General features: G+C 44.7%; 13 protein-coding genes, 1 tRNA gene and 1 pseudogene. 7 read left to right on the forward strand and 8 right to left on the reverse strand.

Translation table 11 applies throughout. From position 1 onward, the window contains the following. Positions 1-227 precede the first annotated feature (227 nt). A pseudogene (locus tag Xsto_RS15170) lies at positions 228-1,364 on the forward strand (IS701 family transposase); the annotation flags it as partial. A 725-nt stretch (positions 1,365-2,089) separates the two neighbouring features. On the opposite strand, the gene Xsto_RS15175 reads toward Xsto_RS15170, so the two are convergent. The 3 genes from Xsto_RS15175 to Xsto_RS21585 all read right to left on the reverse strand — a co-directional run bounded on the left by Xsto_RS15175 (position 2,090) and on the right by Xsto_RS21585 (position 4,823). Continuing rightward, a complete protein-coding gene (locus Xsto_RS15175) occupies positions 2,090-3,346 on the reverse strand; it encodes a tyrosine-type recombinase/integrase (protein ID WP_099125583.1) in 1,257 nt (418 codons plus the stop codon). A gap of 475 nt (positions 3,347-3,821) precedes the next feature. Further along, positions 3,822-4,088: a helix-turn-helix domain-containing protein gene (locus Xsto_RS15180; RefSeq protein WP_099125584.1), complete on the reverse strand. Its 267-nt coding sequence runs from the start codon at positions 4,086-4,088 to the stop codon at positions 3,822-3,824. Between the two features lie 594 nt (positions 4,089-4,682). Then, positions 4,683-4,823 (reverse strand): hypothetical protein, encoded by a 141-nt coding sequence (locus Xsto_RS21585; RefSeq protein WP_166304753.1) that lies wholly within the window; start codon positions 4,821-4,823, stop codon positions 4,683-4,685. 788 nt (positions 4,824-5,611) lie between these two features. Between Xsto_RS21585 and Xsto_RS15185 the strand changes: the two genes are divergently transcribed. Together Xsto_RS15185 and Xsto_RS15190 are read left to right on the forward strand one after the other, a co-directional pair. Continuing rightward, positions 5,612-6,694 (forward strand): AAA family ATPase, encoded by a 1,083-nt coding sequence (locus Xsto_RS15185; RefSeq protein ID WP_092516991.1) that lies wholly within the window; start codon positions 5,612-5,614, stop codon positions 6,692-6,694. Next, entirely contained in the window at positions 6,687-8,882 is a 2,196-nt protein-coding gene (locus Xsto_RS15190) for a S8 family peptidase (RefSeq protein WP_099125585.1), read from the forward strand. The genes Xsto_RS15185 and Xsto_RS15190 overlap by 8 nt, the downstream gene beginning before the upstream one ends. A gap of 574 nt (positions 8,883-9,456) precedes the next feature. Here Xsto_RS15190 and Xsto_RS15195 read toward each other — a convergent pair. From Xsto_RS15195 to Xsto_RS15205, 3 genes are all read right to left on the reverse strand, one after another. After that, positions 9,457-11,898 carry a toprim domain-containing protein gene (locus Xsto_RS15195; RefSeq protein WP_099125608.1) on the reverse strand — a complete coding sequence of 814 codons (2,442 nt, stop codon included), beginning with the start codon at positions 11,896-11,898 and terminating at the stop codon, positions 9,457-9,459. 137 nt (positions 11,899-12,035) lie between these two features. After that, positions 12,036-13,310 (reverse strand): tyrosine-type recombinase/integrase, encoded by a 1,275-nt coding sequence (locus Xsto_RS15200; protein WP_099125586.1) that lies wholly within the window; start codon positions 13,308-13,310, stop codon positions 12,036-12,038. 164 nt (positions 13,311-13,474) lie between these two features. Then, a tRNA-Leu gene (locus tag Xsto_RS15205) sits at positions 13,475-13,559 on the reverse strand. Positions 13,560-13,955: 396 nt separating this feature from the next. Between Xsto_RS15205 and ampH the strand changes: the two genes are divergently transcribed. After that, positions 13,956-15,206 (forward strand): D-alanyl-D-alanine-carboxypeptidase/endopeptidase AmpH, encoded by a 1,251-nt coding sequence (gene ampH / locus Xsto_RS15210; RefSeq protein ID WP_099109025.1) that lies wholly within the window; start codon positions 13,956-13,958, stop codon positions 15,204-15,206. Positions 15,207-15,292: 86 nt separating this feature from the next. Here ampH and lptG read toward each other — a convergent pair whose 3' ends face one another. After that, a complete protein-coding gene (lptG, locus tag Xsto_RS15215) occupies positions 15,293-16,369 on the reverse strand; it encodes an LPS export ABC transporter permease LptG (RefSeq protein WP_099125587.1) in 1,077 nt (358 codons plus the stop codon). Beyond that, positions 16,369-17,472, reverse strand: a complete 1,104-nt coding sequence (gene lptF / locus Xsto_RS15220; RefSeq protein ID WP_099109027.1) for an LPS export ABC transporter permease LptF — start codon at positions 17,470-17,472, stop codon at positions 16,369-16,371. The genes lptG and lptF overlap by 1 nt, the downstream gene beginning before the upstream one ends. 280 nt (positions 17,473-17,752) lie before the next feature. On the opposite strand from lptF, the gene pepA reads away from it, so the two are divergent. From pepA to Xsto_RS15235, 3 genes are all read left to right on the forward strand, one after another. Continuing rightward, positions 17,753-19,261, forward strand: coding sequence for a leucyl aminopeptidase (pepA, locus tag Xsto_RS15225; RefSeq protein ID WP_099109028.1), 1,509 nt, complete (start codon positions 17,753-17,755; stop codon positions 19,259-19,261). A gap of 187 nt (positions 19,262-19,448) precedes the next feature. Further along, a complete protein-coding gene (locus Xsto_RS15230; protein WP_099120067.1) occupies positions 19,449-19,913 on the forward strand; it encodes a DNA polymerase III subunit chi in 465 nt (154 codons plus the stop codon). 13 nt (positions 19,914-19,926) lie between these two features. Continuing rightward, entirely contained in the window at positions 19,927-22,824 is a 2,898-nt protein-coding gene (locus Xsto_RS15235; protein WP_099125588.1) for a valine--tRNA ligase, read from the forward strand. The last annotated feature ends 15 nt before the right edge of the window (positions 22,825-22,839 follow it).

Below are 22,839 nucleotides of genomic sequence, written 5' to 3' on the forward strand. Positions count from 1 at the left end.
GTCCTTCCTTTTTGTGTTTTTTTGGTTTTGCGATTAAAAAGTTCGCAAAAATAGGACTGAGTTTCTTTGATTCGCCTATCATTTTGAAAAGCTATTTAGAAGCACAAAAACGGATCTGGCGTACATTCCGGTACAGTTTGGCATTAGACCCCTTAGTACTACAGTCGTAGCCGGCATTGTGTCATGATAGCTATCTTCTTTCTTCCTCATCCTAAGGGAGGTGCCCTATGGCCTCACCTGTCAATTTCTGGGAACAGGCGCTTCTGCTGGCTCATTCCCGTCTAATCCCACTATTTTGCTCTGCAAGTTCTCAGCAACGTTGTCTGGCGTATCTTCGTGGGTTACTCAGCGATGTTGAACGTAAAAACGGCTGGCAACTGGCTGAATGGCTGGGTGAACGCTCACCGGATGGCATTCAATATTTTCTGGAACGGGCCCATTGGGATGCTGAAGCCGCCCGCGATATCTTACGTGATTATGTCACCGCACATTTGGGGGATGAGCAAGGTATCCTCATTATCGATGAAACCGGTTTTATCAAAAAAGGGACGCATTCTGCCGGCGTGCAGCGTCAGTATAGTGGAACGGCGGGACGGATTGAAAATAGTCAGATAGGGGTTTTCCTGTGTTACGTCGGCAACGGTGGTCATGCCTTCATTGACCGGGCTTTATATCTGCCTAAACAGTGGACAGAGGATCGCCTCCGCTGTGACGCCGCCGGCATGCCTGACTCGGTCAGTTTTGCCACGAACCCCCAGCTCGCCCAGAACATGCTGGCGCGGGCATTCAAGGCCAATATCCCCTGTCGCTGGGTCACCGCTGATGCGGTCTATGGACAGGATCGTCGCTTGCGATGCTGGCTGGAATCTCAGCACCAACCGTTTGTCTTAGCGATCCCCAAAAATGAGCGCCTCTGGTGGCAAACACCGCACTACACCCGAGCAGACACCATTGCAACCAGTCTGACCACTGATGACTGGGAAAAACAGTCAGCCGGGCTGGGAACAAAAGGCGAACGTTGGTATGACTGGGCACGGATCCCGCTCTGGCGCTTGCAATTGAGTGAAGAGGAACGGCGTTATGGCCATTATCTGCTGATCCGGCGTAACCGGGATGAGAAGCAAGAACAGGCCTACTATGTTGTCTATGCTCTTAAAGAACAGGCCGATCTCAAGACGTTGATTCAGGTGGCCGGCCATCGCTGGGAAATCGAAAGCGGTTTTGAGGAAACAAAAGGCGAGTGCGGTCTGGATCATTACGAAGTGCGGCAGTGGCACAGCTGGTATCGGCATATTACGTTGTCATTATTGGCGCATGCGGTTCTGGCGGTTTTGCGGATACAGGAGAAAAAAACGCCGGCAGGACTGATAGCCCTGAGTGTAGCGGAACTGCGTAAGCTGCTGTCAAAACTGATGGAAAAGGCAGGAGAAACGAGAGAACAGATTTTATTTTGGTCAGACTGGCGGCGACGACATCAGTATCGCGCTCAACAATGCCATTATCACCGCCGAGAGGAATATCTGATCATGGAACAGTTACGACTGTAGTATTAGAGAGCTTTCCACCTACACACGTATCAACATTTGGACGATACGATTACCTTCTAGATGACATACCTTATATGGTGCCGAAACTGTTCCGCATGGTATGGTGACTAGATCCACCACACCCTGTGACCATCAACATAATTCAATTAATGCGATACATGCCTGGTACGGCGCCATGGTGTTATACTCTCATTTTGATGTAATACCTCATCAAGCATAAAACACCATTTATGTTGCTTTATTCAACATTTGAATTTTACGGCAAAAAAAAGCTAAGCTATCAACGCCAGTATCCTTACTGGCGTTGATAGCTTTTATTACCAATTACTACCTTACGAGTGGCGTTGGCATGACCCCTTCGTTTTAAAAATAATCAATATGCTACCTCATTATCCCCCGCCTGCTATCAAGATCCTAGGCATGGTTATAGGTGCTAAGGATGCTGTTCTTGCTCACATGCGTCAACTGGAGATCAATCTAGGTAATCTTAAAGTCTTTCTCATGCAGGGTAGTACTCAACGTAGGATATAAATCGTGGCTGCTCATCGCCCAAGCCTAGCAAAATCAAACGGACTCACCTCCTTATCCCTGTTCGCATCCAGAAAATCAGCCCACCACTGCAACATCAGTCTACGTTCATCAAGATGCTCGGCCTTATGAATATAAGCCGCACTCACAGAGTTACGTTCCATATGGCTCATCTGCCGTTCCACTGCATCCCTAGACCAGAGCCCTGACTCAATCAGCGAACTACATGCCATAGTTCTGAAACCATGCCCACAGACTTCCGTTTTCGTGTCATAGCCCATTACTCGCAGAGCCTTGTTCACCGTGTTTTCACTCATCGGCTTACGCAGATCGTGATCGCCCACAAAAATCAGCTCACGATTCCCATTCATGCTTTTGAACTTTTCGAAGATAGAGAGAGCTTGTCGCGACAGGGGAACAAGATGCGGCGTCTTCATCTTTGAGCCACGCTGAGAATGTTTAACACCTTCCAGCGGTTCACGCTCACCTGGAATCGTCCACATGGCCGTTTCAAAATCAACTTCAGACCAGCGAGCAAAACGCAGTTCACTTGAACGAATGAAAACCAACAAAGTGAGTTCAACCGCCAATCGAGTTAACTGCCTGCCGGAGTAATGATCGATACGGTGAAGCAATTCAGGAATTCGCTTAAGTTCTAGAGCAGCACGATGCTGTCTTTTCGCAGTTGCAACCGCACCGGCAATCTCTTGCGCGGGGTTGTAGTCGATTAAACCGCTCTGCACAGCAAAACGCATAATCGCAGTAGTACGTTGCTGTAATCGAGCGGCGACTTCGAGTCGCCCGGATGATTCCACCGCTTTAATGGGTACAAGAAGATCCCGGGTCTTCAGTTCCGCAATGTTCCGCTTACCGATAGCAGCAAAGAGATTATCTTCGAGGCTTTTCAATACACGAGAACTATGTGATGCAGACCACTTCTGATTGCTGGCGTGCCAGTCTCTGGCAACCACTTCAAACGTTATCGCCTCTTGCTCCTGCTCTTCCTTAACGACTTTCTTGTTCTCACTGGGATCGACGCCATTAGCTAACAGCTTACGGGCCCCATCCCTGCGTGCCCTGGCATCCGCCAGCGAGACTTCGGGGTATTTCCCCAGCGCTAGCATCTTCTCTTTGCCACCATAGCGGTAACGTAGCCTCCAGTATTTTGAACCGTTAGGGTGAACCAGCAACACCATGCCTTCGCCGTCAGTCAGCTTATAGGCTTTTATTTTAGGCTTGGCAGCACGAACCTTCACATCACTCAGAGCCATGATGAGTATCCTTTCAAGTGTTCTGTGTGGGTACAAACATTATCGAACCGGGATATACCCGCAGTTGTACCCGCATCAGTAAGTTGATGTAGATTGAATCAGGTTGACTTAGGTTGAATGAAAAAGCGAGAAAAGCCTTGCGGATACTGGATTTCAGGCACAAAAAAAGACGTCCGTTGACGTCTATTGATGTTCCTATGGTGCGAAGGCCGGACTCGCAAATAGATATAATTAATTGAAATTAAATAAATTACTAAAAAGACGTTTTCAAAATGCCCCATTTTGTGCCCCATATTTATTTTACTCCTTTTACTTGTCCATGTATTTGATTTTAATATACTTTATGAACTGCTTGATATATTGGTATAAGAGTAAAGTTAAAAAGCCATGAGGTTTAAATTAGTTTGTCATCTCACTCTCAGGGCTTTGTATAAAAATTTATCATTTTCACAAAGTAGATCACACGTTGAAGGGGTTATTCCTGTGGTTTGTCTCGAACCTTACGTTCAATCAATCGACCCTGCTTATCAAAATAACGGCTAGGCCAGATTTCTGAAGGATGGATGCCAAGATAGTTAGCAATTATCCACTCTCCTTTAGGCCATTGCCTACTGAGTGCATTTGCTAATGTTGATGAACTAAGTCCTGCTTCACGAGAAACAGCCGCTAAGGTTGTACCACGTTTACGTAATGCAGCAATAATATCGGCCTGGTGCCAGTCAGTTCTAATGTTGTTATTCATTCCTGCTACCCCTTCCATTAATTAATATTGATGGTGGCGATTCAGACAGGGTTAGCAGACTGGCACTCATACCAGCGAGACTTACGTCTCCCCCGCCTGAACCACCATTGAAAAGGCGATAACAGGCACACTGGCAAAATTTCTGCCAGTGTCTATGAGTGACAAGGCTGCTAAACCTTGACCATTGGATTGAGCCAATGGCGGGAATACTTTAACTGATTGTATTATTCGACTCAATAACCGAACGACTAAGTTTAACGGCTATAAACTTGCTCCACATAAAGATCAGTTTTATGAACGCGGTAATTCTTTAATCAATCAGCTCATCGATTTCCTTATTTATACCTGACAACATACGATCTCTGGCGCGCGACAGTTCGGACAAAACAGAACATGCCTGCTTTGCCCTTGACGGATATCTGTGCGCCAGAGTGAACGCAAGTTGAGGTATTGCGGGGTATCGGTTGAGTACACAGTACTGCCGCCTGTATTAACAGGTCATCCCCACCGGCTAAAAGCCAGCCTCGATATCGTCAAGTTCTCCTTTTGATACTTTTTCAATCAATAAAATACAGTGTCAGATTCACTGTGTGGTTAATTAGGCCAAAGCCTGTCAGGGTTGTGTTGCTCTTTTGCTGCGGCGTCACTTTCAGCGGTAAACCTGCGAAAAGTGACGCCTTGAGTTCCGTAAACAGTCAGTAAAAGCTGTGCGAGCGTTGGAATGCTCGCGGGCACAGCAAAACACCGCAAGGTTAAGTGTCAAATGGTAGTAATGAGTTAAATGTTTAGGTGTAAAAAATTTATCTGATGAATAATTCAAACAGAGATAGTGAGAAGTATGAATCGGATGTACGAAATCCATCCTGTTATTTATTGAAGATAAAGGAAAATATGCTTTGTGTTGATATGAAAGATAAGTGCATGATCTAATGTTCACTACACTTGATTGGCAATATAAAAACACCTTTTGGGTGTATTTTTTCGTTTAAGAAACCTTCATCGCCAGACGGTGGTTTAGGTGTCTGACAATATCTGCTTCCAAAGGTGTGCAGATGTACCACAATTCTTGCTCTCCCTTTCAGGCTACGGGAGTTTTTGTTGCCATTACAGCTATATGGCCATCTATGATGGCGAGTAAACCAATTCAGACTAGACGTTTTTTTCAGTTATGGCAACAAGAAACGGGTAGTTTGAACAATAAAAACTATATCTATTCTTCACACCAAACCATGCGATAAATAAAGAGTCATCCCCCTAATATTGGGAACTATTAGTACTTTCTTAACTGATTCGCAAAAAACACCGCATTTAGTAGGCAAAGATCGGTAAGGGTGATGAAGCATACAACATTTAGATGCTAGCTGTTCAAACTAAAATCAAAAATACTAGCAAACTCAAAGGTGGTACAAAAATATTTAAATCTGGGCTAATAATGCATGGATTTATGTTTTTTCTAACTAATTACATCGTTATTGGTGTATCATTACCAAAAAATTGGTTTAATTTTATCATGAGGTGGTAGAGTGATTAACTTAACTAATGATATATTCATTGACGTCGTCAGTGATGCTCTGTCTGGCAAACGAGACAGTCTTGTCATGCGACTACGCATGGTGACAAAAAAGCTCAAAAAAGAGTCACCAGAATTAGCAACAAAATTAGAAAGCCTACTTATGCAAACTAGTGGAGCATATGCTGTAGAAAGAGCTCAACCGATTACCCCTAGAGCAACCCCCGTAGATGCAGATACAAGGCAAAAATTGTTAGTTGAAACATATCCTGTAATTCTAGATGTTGAACCTGTTTGGCCAACAAGCACATCGTTAGCTCTAAATCGTTTTGTAATCGAATGGGAAATGAAAGAGCTCTTGCACAAAGAGGGCCTACATCCGTCCCGCTCCCTTTTAATGGGCGGGCCTCCTGGAGTAGGTAAAACTTTGGCTGCAAAATGGTTAGCCAGCAAACTAAATATGCCCTTATTGACTCTTGATCTTGCTAGTGTGATGAGCAGCTATCTTGGTAAGACAGGAAATAACATAAGATCCGTACTTAACTACGCCTCATCTTTTCCATGTATATTACTACTTGACGAGTTCGATGCCATTGCCAAAAAAAGAGATGACGCTACAGATGTCGGTGAACTTAAAAGACTTGTTACCGTTCTTTTACAATCTATCGATGAATGGCCCAACACATCTATTCTCATAGCAGCAACTAATCATTCTGAACTTTTGGATACTGCTGCATGGAGAAGATTTGATAGAGTTATAAACTTTGAATATCCTACTAATGATTTAATTCAACGTTATCTTATATCGAAAGAAATTGCAGAAAGTTTAGCGCACTATATTTCATCAAGATTAGGTGAAATATCTTATGCTGTGATTGAAAAATCCATCAATCAAGCGAAGCGGAATTCTATTATAGAGCAGATACCTTTAAGCTCAGCTCTAATTGATGAATTACTGAACAACACAGCATTGGAAAATGTCATAAAAACGATGCTTGATGAGGGTGTTTCCCAAAGAAAAATATCGTCAGACTTAGGAATACCAAGATCGCAAATTAGAAAAATCATTAAAATAGAGGATGAAGGTAATGAATGATAAGAATATGCTTTTGGGTTACGGAGAAACACTGACGGGTAATGTAAAAATAAAAAAAGGTGGTGGAGGGAAAAATAAACCCTATAGCTATAATGAAAATAAGCTAGTAATAATGAATGAATTAGCATCACTAATCAGTGAAATTGAAAACGTACCAGCCTCCGCACTACCAGATGGTAAAGCAGTAGCAAAATTCGTGCTTCATCCAGCTTTTCTAGCTAAAAGTTATTTTCCGGTAGGATTATTTAACAAATTCTCTCTTACAAGTGTAGGTAGTAAATCTGTCAGAATTAAGCCTCGTAAAGACATAAAGAAAAAAGGTAGAAAAGATGAGTATACAACGGCTTGTATCTACGTTTCAGGGAAAACTGAAAATTTTCAATCGTTTTTGCGTGCATTAAACGATGATACTTTAAATAAAAGCCAAAAAGATGATTTCATCACACTTGAAAGTGTTTCAATGTTTAACCCCTCCGATAAAATTAAGTCTTTAAAAGGTGATGATGAAAGAAGTATTGAAGTAGCCTTACATACCCCAGATGAAAATTCAGCTATAGTTGACTCTTTTATTATATTTGCTTTACAACAAGGTGCCTCCGTTGATAAAGAAAGATGCATAAAAGTCAAAGGATTGACCTTTATGCCTATTAAAGCCAATAAAAAAACGGCTTATGAAATAGCAAAATTTTCTTTTTTAAGGACGCTTAGAGATCTTCCAGAGTTAAGAGTTAGTGAGCCAGTAATTAGACGTTCTGTGAATTCCCCTTCTAGTTTTAAATTACCATCAGAAGGAGCAATCAATCCAAATTTAAAGGTAGCAATATTTGACGGAGGAATAAGTATTGATGATTTTAGTCAGTGGGTAACTGAGTACACCTTTAACAAAGATGGAAAAACAAGTGCCCAACTTCTCTCACATGGACAAGATGTGACCTCTACGCTTCTCTTTGGCGTTATGGATTCAGGTGCTGTAAAACTAAATGTTCCTTACTGTAATATTGATCATTACAGAGTCTTAGATTCGAACATAAATAATGCCGACATTGACCTTTTTGATGTGCTAATCAGAATAAAGAGTGTGCTTGGCACACAACACTACGATTATATTAATTTAAGCTTGGGGCCGAGGCTACCTGTTGATGATGATGATGTTCATGTCTGGACTTCAACACTTGAGGAAGCCCTCTCAGCAGGGAATACTTTATGCACAGTTGCTGTTGGAAATGATGGCCATTTGCCAGCAGGTCTTAATAGGATTCAACCACCTGCCGATTTGGTCAATGGTTTATCTGTAGGTGCAGCAACATCTCTTTCAGAAAACTGGGAAAGGTGCCATTATAGCTGTATTGGCCCCGGTAGAAGTCCTGGATTCGTGAAACCAGATGGTGTTGCTTTTGGCGGAAATTCAGAAGAACCTTTCAAGGTATTCAGCCCCATGAATAATGGATTGGCAAGTACCGCAGGCACTAGCTTTGCTGCTCCACTAGCATTAAGACAAGCAATCGCTTTAAGTTCATCTTTACAATATAATATTACACCTCTAACTGCTAAAGCTCTTTTAATTCATCATGCTGAAAACAGCACTCATGAACGTTCAGAAGTTGGCTGGGGTAGATTTCCGCATAATATTTCAGATGTTATTTATTGTGACGATAATGAAGTAAAAGTCATTTATCAAGGTGTGCTCAAACCTTCTCAACATATGCGAGCATTCATTCCTTATCCAGATGAACCAACTACAGGTTGTGTCAATCTTCGAGCAACATTTTGCTTTTCTAGCCCAGTGGACGCAGAACACCCATTAAATTACACTCGAAGTGGTTTAGAAATTACTATGAGGAAGGGGATATCTGATACGACAAAAGGCTTAACATTCCCGCTTTTTAACTTAAAAAATATTTATGCAGACGAAAATGAACAAAGAAATGACGGTCATAAGTGGGAAACAACATTAAGAAGTGAGCACACATTCAAACAAGATGAACTTACTACACCATGCTTTGATATTATTTATCATGGTCGCGACTGTGGGATGCCAATCGATGTTTCTGAACTTGACGACTTACCTTATGTTTTAATTGTTACTTTATCTGCTGGGGAAATGCCAGATTTATATAATAATATACGACAAAAATATCAGACATTACAGCCTATACAGGTACAGCAGCAAGTCATTCTACATGCTTAATAAAAGATATATGGATAACTCTTTGGTTATCCATATATTCAGTAGAAATAAAAGCAATAATTATGATCAGTATTCCATCAATGAGTGAAATTAGGTTTATTATAATAATTTCATCGATATATTTTTATTAAAAATCACCATGCTCGCCATAAAAGAAAATACAAAAAATTAAAACCACACTGACGCGCTACGCTTGTCTTCTCCGAGTTACCGGGCTAATACATTAACCCGCTAACTCAGAGATCCGAAAAAAATACCTGCCAGAGAAAAAATTTTTGTCTACCCCCTTATTAAAGAATTAGTAATAAAACTGTTCACACTATTCACCTTTAAATATTTTTATTTAAATTCATACTATTAAGTGGTGATGACTTGAAATCAAACTCATCACCACTCTTCACCCAACCGTTCACCTTGAACCAGAAAATAAGGTGAACAGTGATGAATAGTTGTGAACAGTTTTAGAATAACTATTCACCCTGTAATATTTTGATATATATGGTTTAAATTATAGTGTGAATAGTGGTGAACACTTTTTTATATTCCTTTGAAAAATGATTGTACTCAGAAGAAATTATTCTTCTGGCAGGCTATCCCTTGTCAGTTTCGGCATCCATTCGATAGCCGTATCAAGATTCAAGCTCAGATTGCTGCGAATACCCTGTTTGCTTTTCTTGCGTAAATATTGCTGGCTGTACTCTGCCAGTGCGCCGGGCATATCCATGCCGAAACGAGTCACGGAAACAGGTTTATTCAGGTTATTGCCTTTCATATAAGCAAGGTAGGCGTGATAAAGATATTTACGGGGATTGAACGGCATAATTTCTGCATTGCCGATTAACAAACCGTCAGTTTCATGGGAAGCTATAAGATAACCGCAGAAATCAACCAGTGGATCGGTACCACGCTTAATATCCAATGCTTCCGCTGATTTCTGTTGTTCTGCTAGTAAACGCCTAGCTAATTGTGGATCAGCGAACTGATGCAGCAAATGCCGGATAATCACGGGCAATTCTGCCGCAATTTTATCCCGCAGGAGTGGATCACGCTCGTTTTCTGGCACGACTTCGGAAAAGTTGAAAATCACCCGGCGGCGCGATACTCCACCACTGCGATCACTGAAACTCATGGCATTATTGTTTACTGCCAGTACCACCGCTGGAATACGAATTGAATAGGGTTGTTTGTGCTTCGGATCGATAGCGACTTCATCGCCTCCAGTAATTGCCTTGATGCCGGAACCATCGCCCACATAGCGAGTTTGATCTGGCAGGATAATCAACGAATAGCCGACAATCAGCGCCCGTTCCCGTGGGTTTTCCAGTGCCGCCATACTTGCAGAAACAGTATTGCTTGGGCCTGACAACATTGAACAGATTTCAGCAAAGATGCTTTTACCACTGCCTCCGGCACCGGTGACTTCCAGAAAAAGCTGCCAGTCATAACGGTTCGCCAACACCATAAACAGCGCTGCCAGCACTCTGTCTGCTTTATTTTCACAGTTGGCAGTTGCTTGATTGAGCCAGCGCCAGAACTGTGGCGCGTGATTTTGCAGGGTTTCCCCCGAAACAGGGGAATTGAATTCAACGTCATTGGCAAGCAGCAACCAGTCATTTTTACTATGTGGTCGGAACTGGCTAGTTTTCAGGTCAAATACGCCGTTACTGAATCCGATTAAGTGGCGTTTTGGTGGTTGCATCATGGGAAGCTGTAATTTCAGGGCATCCACGGCAGAGCTGATACCATGTGGTGAGTACGGTAGTTCCTCTTCCATAAAAGCAGTGACCATTTCCCGTTTTAAATCGCGGTCACTGACTGGACGCCAGATAATACCATCATAGTGATAAACGGCTTCCGAAGCGCCATCCAGTGCCAAATCTCCATCATAGCGCGTCAGTAATACTTCTCCGCGTTGGCTGGCTCCCATCTGACATAATGTCAACTTTGAAGGTTCGGTATCATTATTAAGTTGAACGGCTGCTTTTTTCTTGATTAGTGTTGGTTGATAAAGCTCCTGAGTAAAGGCTTGCCGTGCTATTCCCACTCCGTGTTGCTGGCGGTAATCGTCCCAATCGGCTTTGTACTCAGTTGGTGGTAATGTGACCCATCCATTGATCGTTTTGGCGGTTTTTTCTGCCGCAATTTTTCCAATATTCTTTTTCGGCTTACCGTTCTTATCTAACTCATCGGGAAGGTACCAATCATTATCTGCGGCAATAATGATTTTCGTATCAGGCCAGTGTTCCCGGACTGATTGAGCGACAGAGAGCAAATTACCTGCATCTATTGCAGCCAGAACGGTGCCTTGATGTAATTGGCTAACGGTCAATGCCGTGGCGTAACCTTCGGTAATGATCACTGTGCCTGGATGTTCTCCCAACTTTGATAATGCAATAAAAGCACTTTTCTTTTGGCTACCAGACAGTAATTTCTTTGTTCCATCCAGTTTGATGATCTGCGCACCTGTAACTTTTTTATCCAGTGTTACCAATGGCAATAATAACGAACCATCTTTCAGTAATCGCTGGTTAGAACAATGCAATCCTTTTGCAGTCAAATAGGGCGATTCTCCGGCGACAGTTAGCGTCATTAGTGCCGCTACTTTTTCGGCAATTGGCTGTGTTGTTTGAATGGTTTCTTTGGCTGGTTTGGATTCTGGCAAAGGCAGCGCCAGCACATTAGCCACAACTTTAGCAGCTTCCGTAATCGAGATCCTGTTGGTTTTTGCCACTAAATCCAGTCCATCGCCATAGTTTGGAGCGTCACACTGGCGGCAATGCCAGTTGCCGTTATGGTGATCATCAATAAAGTGAAAACGGTCAGTTCCGCCGCAAATAGGACAGGTGCCATGTTTGCCTTTTGCGGGAATATCAACACCACAGGCAGGTAGAAGATTTTCCCAATGATACATAGCAGATTTTTTCACGGATTGGATTAGGTCGAGCGGTTTTTGTCCGCCTGTTTTATCTGAATGTGTAAATTTAGGGTGAGTTTGGGTATGCTGTATATCAGCCATCATCGTTACTCCTAATAACGGTCATTGGTTAGACGCCTCAGATGTGTATCAGCACACTGGGGCGTTGTTTTTTTATGTCATTCTTTTATGCAATATGTAATTGGTTATCCCATAAGTAAAATTTTTCGTTGGTCAAGCTACTGGTTTTTTCTATCACGAAGCGGTTTGGCAAAATCATAAGGAGTTACAAATTTCTCCTTGTTAGCATCCAGATAATCCGCCCACCATTGCACCATCAGCCGCCGTTCATCCAAATGTTTGGATGTGTGAATATACGCCGCCCGGACATTATTTCTTTCTATATGGCTTAGCTGGCGCTCGATTGCGTCATCACTCCACAGGCCAGACTCTCCCATTGCACCACGTGCCATTGTGCGGAATCCGTGTCCGCAAACTTCTGTTTTGGTGTCATAACCCATTGTACGTAACGCATTATTGACGGTGTTTTCACTCATTACTTTCTTTGGATCATGATCGCCGGGAAACATTACCCCACTTTCTCCGCTCAGGTTGTGCAAAGTTTCGATAAGCGAAATAGCCTGATGGCTCAACGGTACAATGTGTTCTGTTTTCATTTTCATACCACGTTGAGAATGCTTAACACCATCAATGGGTTTTCGTGTCGCTGGTATATGCCAGACAGCCCTTTTAAGATCGATTTCTTCCCAACGGGCGAATCTTATTTCACTGGAACGAACAAATGTTAATAAAGTCAGTTCTACTGCAATTTTGGTCAGTAAGCGCCCGCTATAACAGGAAAGACGAGTTAAAAATTCAGGTAGGCGTTCATGAGGCAGTGCAGGGTGATGTTTGGGTTTTACTATGGTGAGAGTGCCAGCCATATCATTGGCAGGGCTATATTCAAGGATGTCATTTTGAACCGCATAACGCATGATGGCAGCTACACGCTGTTGTAATCTCTGGGCTATATCGTGTTTGCCATCAGTATCAACGGCTTGGATCGGTGCTAACAGTTGGCTGGTTCGCAAAGTGCGAATATCGAGAGTACCAATGTAGGGGAAAATGTATTGCTCGAAACCTCGCATAATTCGGTCTCGATGGTCTTCACTCCACCGTTTATTGCTGGCGTGCCATTCACGGGCGATCCGTTCAAAGGTATATGCACCCTTTGATTCGGCTTGTACGTCTTTTTTCTCTGCTTTGGGATCAATCCCTTGAGCAAGCAATTTTTTAGCTTCATCCCGTTTAGCGCGAGCATCAGCTAATGAAACGGCAGGATAAACACCAAAGGCCAGCCGATCTTCTTTTTTGTCGGTGGGGCGGTGATACTTCATGCGCCAGTATTTAGAACCGCGCGGCGTGATTTCGAGATATAAGCCAGCGCCATCCGCTAATTTATAGGATTTCTCTTTAGGTTTCGCAGTCTCGATTTGTCGGGCGTTTAGTTTCATTTTTGGGGCACATTTAAAATCGAAGTGTAGGTGCCCCAGATTATGCCCCTTGCTGCATGTTGATTGCAACAGACTGGAGTAGACGTCAAAATAACGAAATATCTTGATTTAGCGGGGTTTTTAGGGAGTTTGTAGACTTGGGTAGACGTTAGAAAACTAACGAATGGTGCCGAAGGCCGGACTCGAACCGGCACACCCGAAGGCGGTTGATTTTGAATCAACTGCGTCTACCGATTTCGCCACTTCGGCACTGAAAGGGGTCGGAAAACGAGAGTCATTATACTTGCCCGAAGACCATTCGCAACACTTATCCTTCCAATTTTGTTCAAGTGCTGAAAAAAAAAGCAAACACAATAACTTTCACATAAATTTGCTTAAATTTAAGCCCACATTGTTCTATGTAACATAAATCGACCTTTTATAACTTCTTATCATCGATAGACAACCCATAATCTCCTTATATAATTCAAAATAAAATACTATAAAACACTGCTGTTGAGGTAAATCAGTATGACGCTTATCAATTGGATATTCGCAGGTATTCTGCTGGGTTTTGTTATCGGTGCCGTTATTGCGATATTTAAGAAGAATAAATAACGGTTGAGTTTCGCCATGCATTACGCTCCCTGATTGGTTAATCCGAAAATGAACAAACGGCTCTATAAATTTTGTGTTGTTTCAGCTCTCTCATTAGCGATTTCAGCCTGCTCTGCTTCTGGCAATTCGCACCAAAACAAAACGCCGCACTCAGGTAAACAGCCTACAAAATGGGAAGTGTTTGACGGCGATGTTTCAAACCGGAAAATGGCTTCAGCGCTGGTTGAAGAGTATGCACAGTCAATTTTTAATGAAGGTAATCCGCTAGGTATGGCAATGGTGGTGATTGATAATAATCAGGTCATACACCATAGTTTTGGAGAAACTTATCCAGGGAGCGGTATCAAACCCAGCCAGAATTCTCTAATCCGCATCGCTTCAATCACCAAACTGATGACCAGTGAAGTCATGATCAAGCTGGCAGAGCAAAAGCGTATTAAAATCACCGATCCATTACAAAAATATACTTATCATGGTGTGCATGTACCCGATTTTGGTATCGACCAGCCTATTCGGTTATATCATCTGGCAAGCCACACCAGTGGGTTACCACGGGAGCAACCCGGAGGAAAGTGGGGGCGTCCGGTATTTATCTGGCCGACTCAGTCTAATCGATGGAACTGGCTGAAAAATGCGGATCTAGAAACGGCCCCCGGCACAACGGCTTCTTATTCTAATCTAGCCTATGATTTATTAGCTGATGCCCTTTCCAAAGCAACCGGAGAACCTTATAGCCGCCTTCTACATGAAGAAATCACTCTTCCCTATAAAATGAAGGATACAACCCTGACACCAACTCCTGCTCAGTGTGCCCGGTTGATGGAGGGGATCAAATCCAGCCCTTGCCTCAATACTATCGCCGCAGCAGGCAGTGGCGGCATTTATTCTACTCCCGCCGATATGCAACGCTGGATGCAGCAGTTTTTATCCTCCCACAATCATTTGAGAAAACAGACTGCCAGCCGTGAACAGGGCATTTATTTTAAACGCGCTGAGCTGGCTTCAATCAGAGGAATGGATGTGGCCGGAAAAGCCGATGGTATCGGGCTTGGCTGGGTTTATATGAACGGTAAGAAAGATGTTCCGGGTATCTATCAGAAAACAGGCGGTGGTGGCGGGTTTAACACTTATATGGCGATGATCCCTGAGCAGAATATTGGTGTCTTTATTGTCATGACCCGAAAAGAGCACAGTAAGTTTCATCAGGTTACTAAGGGTGTGAATGAGCTGGTCACTGCACTGGCACAGAATCATAACCAGATTCCAGAGCAACCGGTAATGGAATTGGTAAAAAAATAAGCCTATAAAAAATAACAGCCTGAGTTTATATCATCAAAACTCAGGCTATATCAGTCTAATAGAAGCAGGATATCAATTTGTGGCTGCTATTTTCTTTTCAAAAGTAAGTAAACACTCACTGTAAAGAACAGCAGGCTCGGCAGCAATGCACCTAACATCGGTGGCATGCTATAAACCAAACTGAGTGGGCCGAATATCTCATTGAGGACATAGAAAACAAAGCCTGAGCTGATCCCAACCACAACCCTGAATCCCATAGGAACACTGCGCAACGGCCCGAAAATAAAGGAAAGTGCCATCAACATCATGACCGCCACGGATAACGGCGCAAAAACCTTTTTCCACATATTGAGTTCGTAGCGCCCGGCATCCTGCTGGCTCTGTTTCAGATAAGTGATGTATTGATGCAAACCACGAATAGAAAGCGCGGTAGGCTCAAGGGAAACAACTCCTAGTTTTTCTGGTGTCAGTCGGCTTTTCCAGTCAGCAGAGATATACTGTGAACCGGTGATCCGGCCAAAATGATTTAAATCAGACTCTTCTACCTGAGATAACTTCCATTGCGCATTTTCCGTATCATACACAGCGGATGCAGCATATTTCACTGACAATAGTTTTTTGTCGTTATCAACATGATAGATACTGACACCGTTCAGAGCACTATCCTTCCCTACACTCTGAATGTAGACGAAATCATTACCATCTTTTGCCCAAAGCCCTTTCGAGGTGGACATCAAAGAACCGCCATACATTTTATGTGAACGGAAATTACGGGCGATTTGCTCCCCTTGCGGAGCAACCCACTCACCTATCACCATGGTCAGTAAAACCAGCGGAATAGCTGTTTTCATTACCGCACCGGCAACCTGAAGACGGGTAAAACCAGAAGCCTGCATAACCACCAGCTCACTGCGGGTTGCCAGCGCTCCTAAACCCAAAAGCGCGCCCAACAAAGCCGCCATCGGGAAGAAAATCTGGATATCTTTGGGAACACTCAGCAAGGTATAAATACCGGCAGAAAGGGCGGTATACTCGCCCTGCCCGACTTTACGCAGCTGATCGACGAACTTAATAATGCCGGATAGCGACACCAGCGTGAACAGTGTCATCAGAATGGTTTGCAGGATTGTCCGCCCGATATATCTATCTAATACACCAAACATCAGGCCGCTCCTTGAGTCTTAAAGCGTGAACGCAGTTTACGCATCGGGGTGGTATCCCATACGTTGAGCGCCAGTGCCAGAGCAAAATACACACCGTTAACCAGCCACATCCAGATCATAGGATCAAGTTTCCCTTTACCACCAGCCGAACGCAGTGAACTTTGCAACAGGAAGAAAATCAGGTAGAGCAACATGGCTGGCAGCATACTGAGTACGCGCCCCTGCCGTGGGTTGACTGCACTGAGGGGAACAACCATCAATGCCATAATCAGGACAGAGGCAATCAAAGTCAGACGCCAGTGAAGTTCAGAACGGGCATCTTTATCATTGCTGCTATGCCATAGTTCAGTCATTGATTTTTGTTCAACTTTACCGCTGTCTACATCCGGGTTTTGATGTCCGATAACGGCGCGATAGTCGTTAAAATCGGTAATGCGGAAATCACGTAACAAGGCCGTTCCCTCGTAGCGCGTTCCTGTATGAAGTACCGCAACCTGATTGCCGTTGGGTAACGCTTCCATATGCCCGCCATCAGCAATGACGATTGAAGGCCGCTGATTATGCGTCGGGCGAAGCTGGGCAAGGAAAACATTCTCAAAATTATTCCCTTTGACGTTACCGATATACAGCACCATATTGCCATCATTAGAAGGCTTGAACTGCCCTTCCATTATTGCGGCAAGGCTTGGGTTTGCTTTCGCATCTGCCAGCACTTGTTCTTGATATTTAGATGACCACGGAGTGAACCAGATAACGTTGGCCGCAGCCAGCATCGCAGTGAGCAGAGCCAGAATGAGGGCGGATTTCACCAGCACGCTTTTACCTAAACCGCAGGCATGCATGACGGTAATTTCGCTTTCCGTATAGAGTTTACTGAATGTCATTAATACCCCGAGAAACAAGCTCAGGGGTAAAATTAGCTGCGCCATCTCCGGCACACCTAATCCTAACAAAGATAAAACTAAATTTGCGGGAATATTACCTTCCACCGCCGCGCCCAATACCTCAACTAATTTCTGACTGAAAAAGATCAGCAATAAGATGAAAAGTATTGCGATTTGACTTTTCAGGGTTTCCCGTACCAGATATCTAATGATGATCACGCTTATTACGCCTGTGAAAACTTGTCTTTTTGCAGGAAAGTCGCTAACTTCGTCGTATATCTACCATTTATATGAATCAGTTTGGCTTCCCCGTAGCTAAAATGATACCAAAGCATTCCATATATTTGTTCTCAATTAGAGCATACTTATCGTTAGCTAAGTATCTAAAATTAATATACTCAGCTTAACATAGCAGAGAACTTTATTTGGGATGATTTAATGCGGAACATGGTATTTTAGCGATTGTATCTGTCTTTGTCTTTAAGATTCAGGAGAACGCATGGAGTTTAGTGTAAAAAGCGGTAGCCCGGAGAAACAACGCAGTGCGTGTATTATTGTCGGCGTATTTGAACCGCGCCGTCTTTCCCCTATCGCAGAACAACTTGACAAAATAAGTAACGGTTATATCAGTGCCTTACTGCGCCGCGGTGAACTTGAAGGCAAAGTGGGGCAAACCCTGCTACTGCATCATGTTCCTAATGTGCTGTCTGAGCGCATTCTGCTGGTTGGTTGCGGAAAAGAGCGTGAACTGGATGAGCGCCAGTATAAGCAGATTATTCAGAAAACCATCAGCACCCTCAATGAAACCGGTTCAATGGAAGCTGTCTGTTTCCTGACTGAATTACACGTCAAGGGACGCAACAACTATTGGAAAGTACGTCAGGCGGTTGAAACAGCAAAAGAGTCACTGTATGTCTTCGACCAGCTTAAGAGCAGCAAAACCGAACTGCGTCGGCCTTTGCGCAAGATGGTCTTCAATGTGCCGACCCGCCGCGAGCTGACCAGTGGTGAGCGTGCCATTCAGCACGGTCTTGCCATTGCCGCCGGTATTAAGGCGACAAGAGATCTGGTTAACATGCCGCCTAATATCTGTAATGCTGCGTACCTTGCCTCACAGGCACGCCAGCTTGCTGACAGCGCTGAAAATCTGGTTACCAAAGTGATTGGTGAAGAGCAGATGAAAGAGCTGGGCATGAATGCCTATCTGGCAGTAGGTCAGGGTTCTCAGAACGAATCTCTGATGTCGGTAATCGAATATAAAGGCAGTAAAGACCCGAATGCGAAACCTATCGTACTGGTGGGTAAAGGCCTGACTTTCGATTCCGGTGGTATCTCCCTCAAGCCAGCCGATGGCATGGAAGATATGAAGTTCGATATGGGCGGTGCAGCTTCTGTTTATGGTGCGATGAGAATTGTGGCTGAGCTGCAATTACCCATCAATGTCATCGGTGTTCTGGCTGGATGCGAGAATATGCCCGGTGGTCGTGCCTATCGCCCCGGAGATATTTTAACCACAATGTCCGGCCAGACCGTTGAAGTGACGAATACTGATGCGGAAGGTCGTCTGGTGCTGTGTGATGCGCTGACTTATGTTGAGCGTTTCGAACCAGAGCTGGTTATTGATGTCGCCACGCTGACAGGTGCATGTATGGTTGCACTGGGTAGCCATTACACTGGTTTGATGTCCAACCATAATCCACTGGCCCATGAACTGCTGAATGCGTCAGAACAGGCCGGGGATCGGGCATGGCGTCTGCCATTGGGCGATGAGTTTTCCGAGCAGTTGGAATCCAATTTCGCGGATATGGTGAACTCCTGTGGGCGTCTTGGCGGCGCGATTACTGCTGGTGCTTTCCTGTCGCGTTATACAGCTAAATACAATTGGGCACATCTGGATATCGCCGGTACAGCATGGCGTGCAGGTAAGCAGAAAGGAGCAACAGGTCGTCCGGTTGCACTGTTGGCACAATTCCTGTTAAATCGTGCAGGTCTTAATGCTGATGATTAATACCCCTCCGCCATTTTTCGCATAAGAATATGGCGTATACCCAACAGATTTCGGGTTACAACCTGAAAAATGATGGCGATAAAAAGGTATTAAAGAAAAGGGTATTGCTGCTGCAATACCCTTTTTCCGTCACCTTACCTGTCGTTTAACCATTTTTCTGTAACCTATTTTCGATAATCATGAGACTATGAAAAACGCCACTTTCTATTTATTGGAAAAGATGTCACCGGAACAATCATCGTCTTTAGATGATTTACAGCCACATGAATGGCTGGCATGTCAGCTTGCCGCTGACCAATGGCGTGCAGGGAAGCGGGTTCTGATTGCTTGTGAAAGCCAGCAGCAGGCCGAAAAGCTGGATGAAGTCCTATGGCAGCGAGAGCCGGGCCAGTTTGTGCCACACAATCTTGCAGGAGAAGGCCCCCGTTATGGCGCACCTGTAGAATTATGCTGGCCGCAGAAAAGGGGCAATGCTCCCCGTGATATTCTGATTACACTGCTTCCTCATTTTGCAGACTTTGCCACAGCTTTCCATGAAGTGGTAGACTTCGTCCCTATTGATGAAAATCTGAAACAGTTAGCTCGCGAACGATATAAATCCTATCGTAGCGTCGGCTTTAATTTGACCATGGCAACCCCGCCAACCTATTAAATATCAAGATAAAATGGAAAAGACACCCGCTACTAAAACGCAATCTGAGCCATCTCTCGATAAAACGTATAACCCGACAGAGATAGAGCAACCTCTTTACGATCACTGGGAAAAGAGTGGTTATTTCAAGCCAAATGGCGACACCAGCCGTGAAAGCTTCTGCATCGTCATTCCACCGCCAAATGTGACTGGCAGCCTGCACATGGGGCACGCCTTCCAGCAGACTATCATGGATACAATGGTGCGTTACCAGCGTATGCAGGGCAAAAATACGCTGTGGCAGGTCGGTACTGACCACGCAGGTATCGCAACGCAAATGGTTGTTGAGCGCAAAATCGCAGCTGAAGAAAACAAAACTCGCTACGATTATGGCCGCGATGCTTTTATTGACAAGATTTGGCAGTGGAAAGCGGAATCCGGTGGCACAATCACTAACCAGATGCGCCGTCTGGGTAACTCTGTGGATTGGGAGCGTGAGCGCTTCACCATGGATGAAGGGTTGTCAAAAGCCGTTAAAGAAGCCTTCGTACGCATGTATCAGGACGACCTGATTTATCGTGGTAAGCGTCTGGTTAACTGGGATCCAAAACTGCGCACAGCAATTTCTGATATCGAAGTTGAAAACCGCGAAGTCAAAGGTTCAATGTGGCATCTGCGTTATCCATTAGCAGATGGTGCGAAAACAGCCGAAGGCAAAGATTACCTGGTTGTTGCGACAACCCGCCCGGAAACGGTGCTGGGAGATACCGGTGTTGCAGTTAACCCGGAAGATCCACGTTATAAAGATCTGATTGGCAAAGAGATCATTCTGCCACTGGTAAACCGTCGTATTCCTATCGTGGGCGATGAGCACGCTGATATGGAAAAAGGCACCGGTTGTGTGAAAATCACTCCGGCCCACGATTTCAATGACTATGAAGTGGGTAAACGTCACAGCCTGCCGATGATCAATATCCTGACGCTCGACGGTGATATCCGCGAAGCAGCAGAAGTGTTCAATAGCAATGGCGAAGCTTCTGACGCTTATTCAACCGAAATCCCGGCTGAATATCGTGGCATGGAGCGTTTTGCCGCCCGTAAAGCTATCGTTGCCGAATTCGAAAAGCAGGGGCTGCTGGTAGAAATCAAGCCTCACGATCTGACCATTCCTTATGGTGATCGTGGTGGTGTAGTCATCGAGCCAATGCTGACAGACCAGTGGTATGTCCGCACCGCACCGCTGGCAAAAGTGGCGATTGAAGCTGTTGAGAATGGCGACATCCAGTTCGTACCAAAACAGTACGAGAACATGTACTACTCTTGGATGCGTGATATTCAGGACTGGTGTATTTCCCGTCAGTTGTGGTGGGGCCACCGTATCCCGGCATGGTATGACGCAGAAGGCAACGTCTATGTGGGTCGCGATGAAGAAGAAGTTCGCCGCGAAAACAATCTGGGTGCAGATATTATTCTGACTCAGGACGATGATGTGCTGGATACCTGGTTCTCTTCCGGTCTGTGGACATTCTCTACTCTCGGCTGGCCTGAACAGACTGAAGCACTGAAAACGTTCCATCCGACCGATGTACTGGTCAGTGGCTTCGATATCATCTTCTTCTGGATTGCCCGCATGATCATGATGACCATGCACTTCATCAAAGACGAAAATGGTAAGCCTCAGGTGCCATTCAAGACAGTCTATATGACAGGTCTGATCCGCGATGAAGAAGGCCAGAAGATGTCTAAATCCAAAGGGAACGTTATCGACCCGCTGGATATGATTGACGGCATTCCGCTGGAAAATCTGCTGGAAAAACGCACCGGAAATATGATGCAGCCACAAATGGCAGAGAAAATCCGCAAGCGTACTGAAAAGCAGTTCCCGGAAGGCATTGAAGCCCACGGTACTGACGCCCTGCGTTTCACTCTGGCGGCACTGGCTTCCACGGGTCGTGATATCAACTGGGATATGAAGCGCCTGCAAGGTTATCGCAACTTCTGTAACAAACTGTGGAATGCCAGCCGTTTCGTGCTGATGAATACCGAAGGACAGGACTGTGGCCAGAATGGTGGCGAAATGTCACTGTCACTGGCAGACCGCTGGATCCTGGCAGAGTTCAACCAGACAGTGAAAGCTTATCGCGAAGCGCTGGATACTTACCGTTTCGATATCGCGGCTAATATTCTTTACGAATTCACATGGAACCAATTCTGTGACTGGTATCTGGAACTTTCCAAACCGGCTATCAATAAAGGTTCTGAAGCTGAAGTCCGCGCAGCGCGCCATACTCTGATCGAAGTGCTGGAAGGTCTGCTGCGTCTGGCTCATCCAATCATTCCATTCATCACTGAAACCATCTGGCAGCGTGTGAAAGCGGTTAAGGGCATTGATGCAGATACCATCATGCTGCAATCTTTCCCTGAATTCGATCAGGCGAAAGTTGATGAATTAGCGCTGAACGATCTGGAGTGGATTAAAGAGGCGATCATTGCAGTACGTAACATCCGTGCAGAAATGAACATTGCGCCAAGCAAGCCACTGGAAGTTCTGCTGCGTGATGCAAATGCCGATGCACAACGCCGCGTTGCTGAAAACCTGAACTTCCTTCAGGCAATGGGCCGTCTCTCCTCTGTTACCGTTCTGGCAGCAGGAGAAGAAGCACCTGTTTCTGTGACCAAGCTGATCAACGGTGCAGAAGTGCTGATCCCAATGGCTGGCTTAGTAGATAAAGATGCAGAACTGGCACGTCTGGATAAAGAAATCGAGAAGCTGGATAAAGAAATCAGTGGCATCGAAGGCAAACTGTCCAACGAAGGATTTGTCAGCCGCGCACCAGAAGCCGTTGTTGCCAAAGAGCGTGAGCGTCTGGCAACAAACAATGCAGCTAAAGAAAAATTACTGGCACAGAAAGTGACTATCGCTGCTCTGTAATATTTTCTGAATTAA

It is taken from the genome of Xenorhabdus stockiae, assembly GCF_002632825.1.
GTDB classification, from domain to species: domain Bacteria; phylum Pseudomonadota; class Gammaproteobacteria; order Enterobacterales; family Enterobacteriaceae; genus Xenorhabdus; species Xenorhabdus stockiae.

Bases quoted from the DNA above. Each gene is read 5' to 3' on its own strand.
- pepA (WP_099109028.1), top strand. From the start codon at position 17,753: ATGGAGTTTAGTGTAAAAAGCGGTAGCCCGGAGAAACAACGCAGTGCG.
- Xsto_RS15190 (WP_099125585.1), top strand. From the start codon at position 6,687: ATGAATGATAAGAATATGCTTTTGGGTTACGGAGAAACACTGACGGGT.
- Xsto_RS15175 (WP_099125583.1), bottom strand. From the start codon at position 3,346: ATGGCTCTGAGTGATGTGAAGGTTCGTGCTGCCAAGCCTAAAATAAAA.
- Xsto_RS15235 (WP_099125588.1), top strand. From the start codon at position 19,927: ATGGAAAAGACACCCGCTACTAAAACGCAATCTGAGCCATCTCTCGAT.
- Xsto_RS15230 (WP_099120067.1), top strand. From the start codon at position 19,449: ATGAAAAACGCCACTTTCTATTTATTGGAAAAGATGTCACCGGAACAA.
- Xsto_RS15200 (WP_099125586.1), bottom strand. From the start codon at position 13,310: ATGAAACTAAACGCCCGACAAATCGAGACTGCGAAACCTAAAGAGAAA.
- Xsto_RS15195 (WP_099125608.1), bottom strand. From the start codon at position 11,898: ATGGCTGATATACAGCATACCCAAACTCACCCTAAATTTACACATTCA.
- Xsto_RS15180 (WP_099125584.1), bottom strand. From the start codon at position 4,088: ATGAATAACAACATTAGAACTGACTGGCACCAGGCCGATATTATTGCT.
- ampH (WP_099109025.1), top strand. From the start codon at position 13,956: ATGAACAAACGGCTCTATAAATTTTGTGTTGTTTCAGCTCTCTCATTA.
- lptG (WP_099125587.1), bottom strand. From the start codon at position 16,369: ATGTTTGGTGTATTAGATAGATATATCGGGCGGACAATCCTGCAAACC.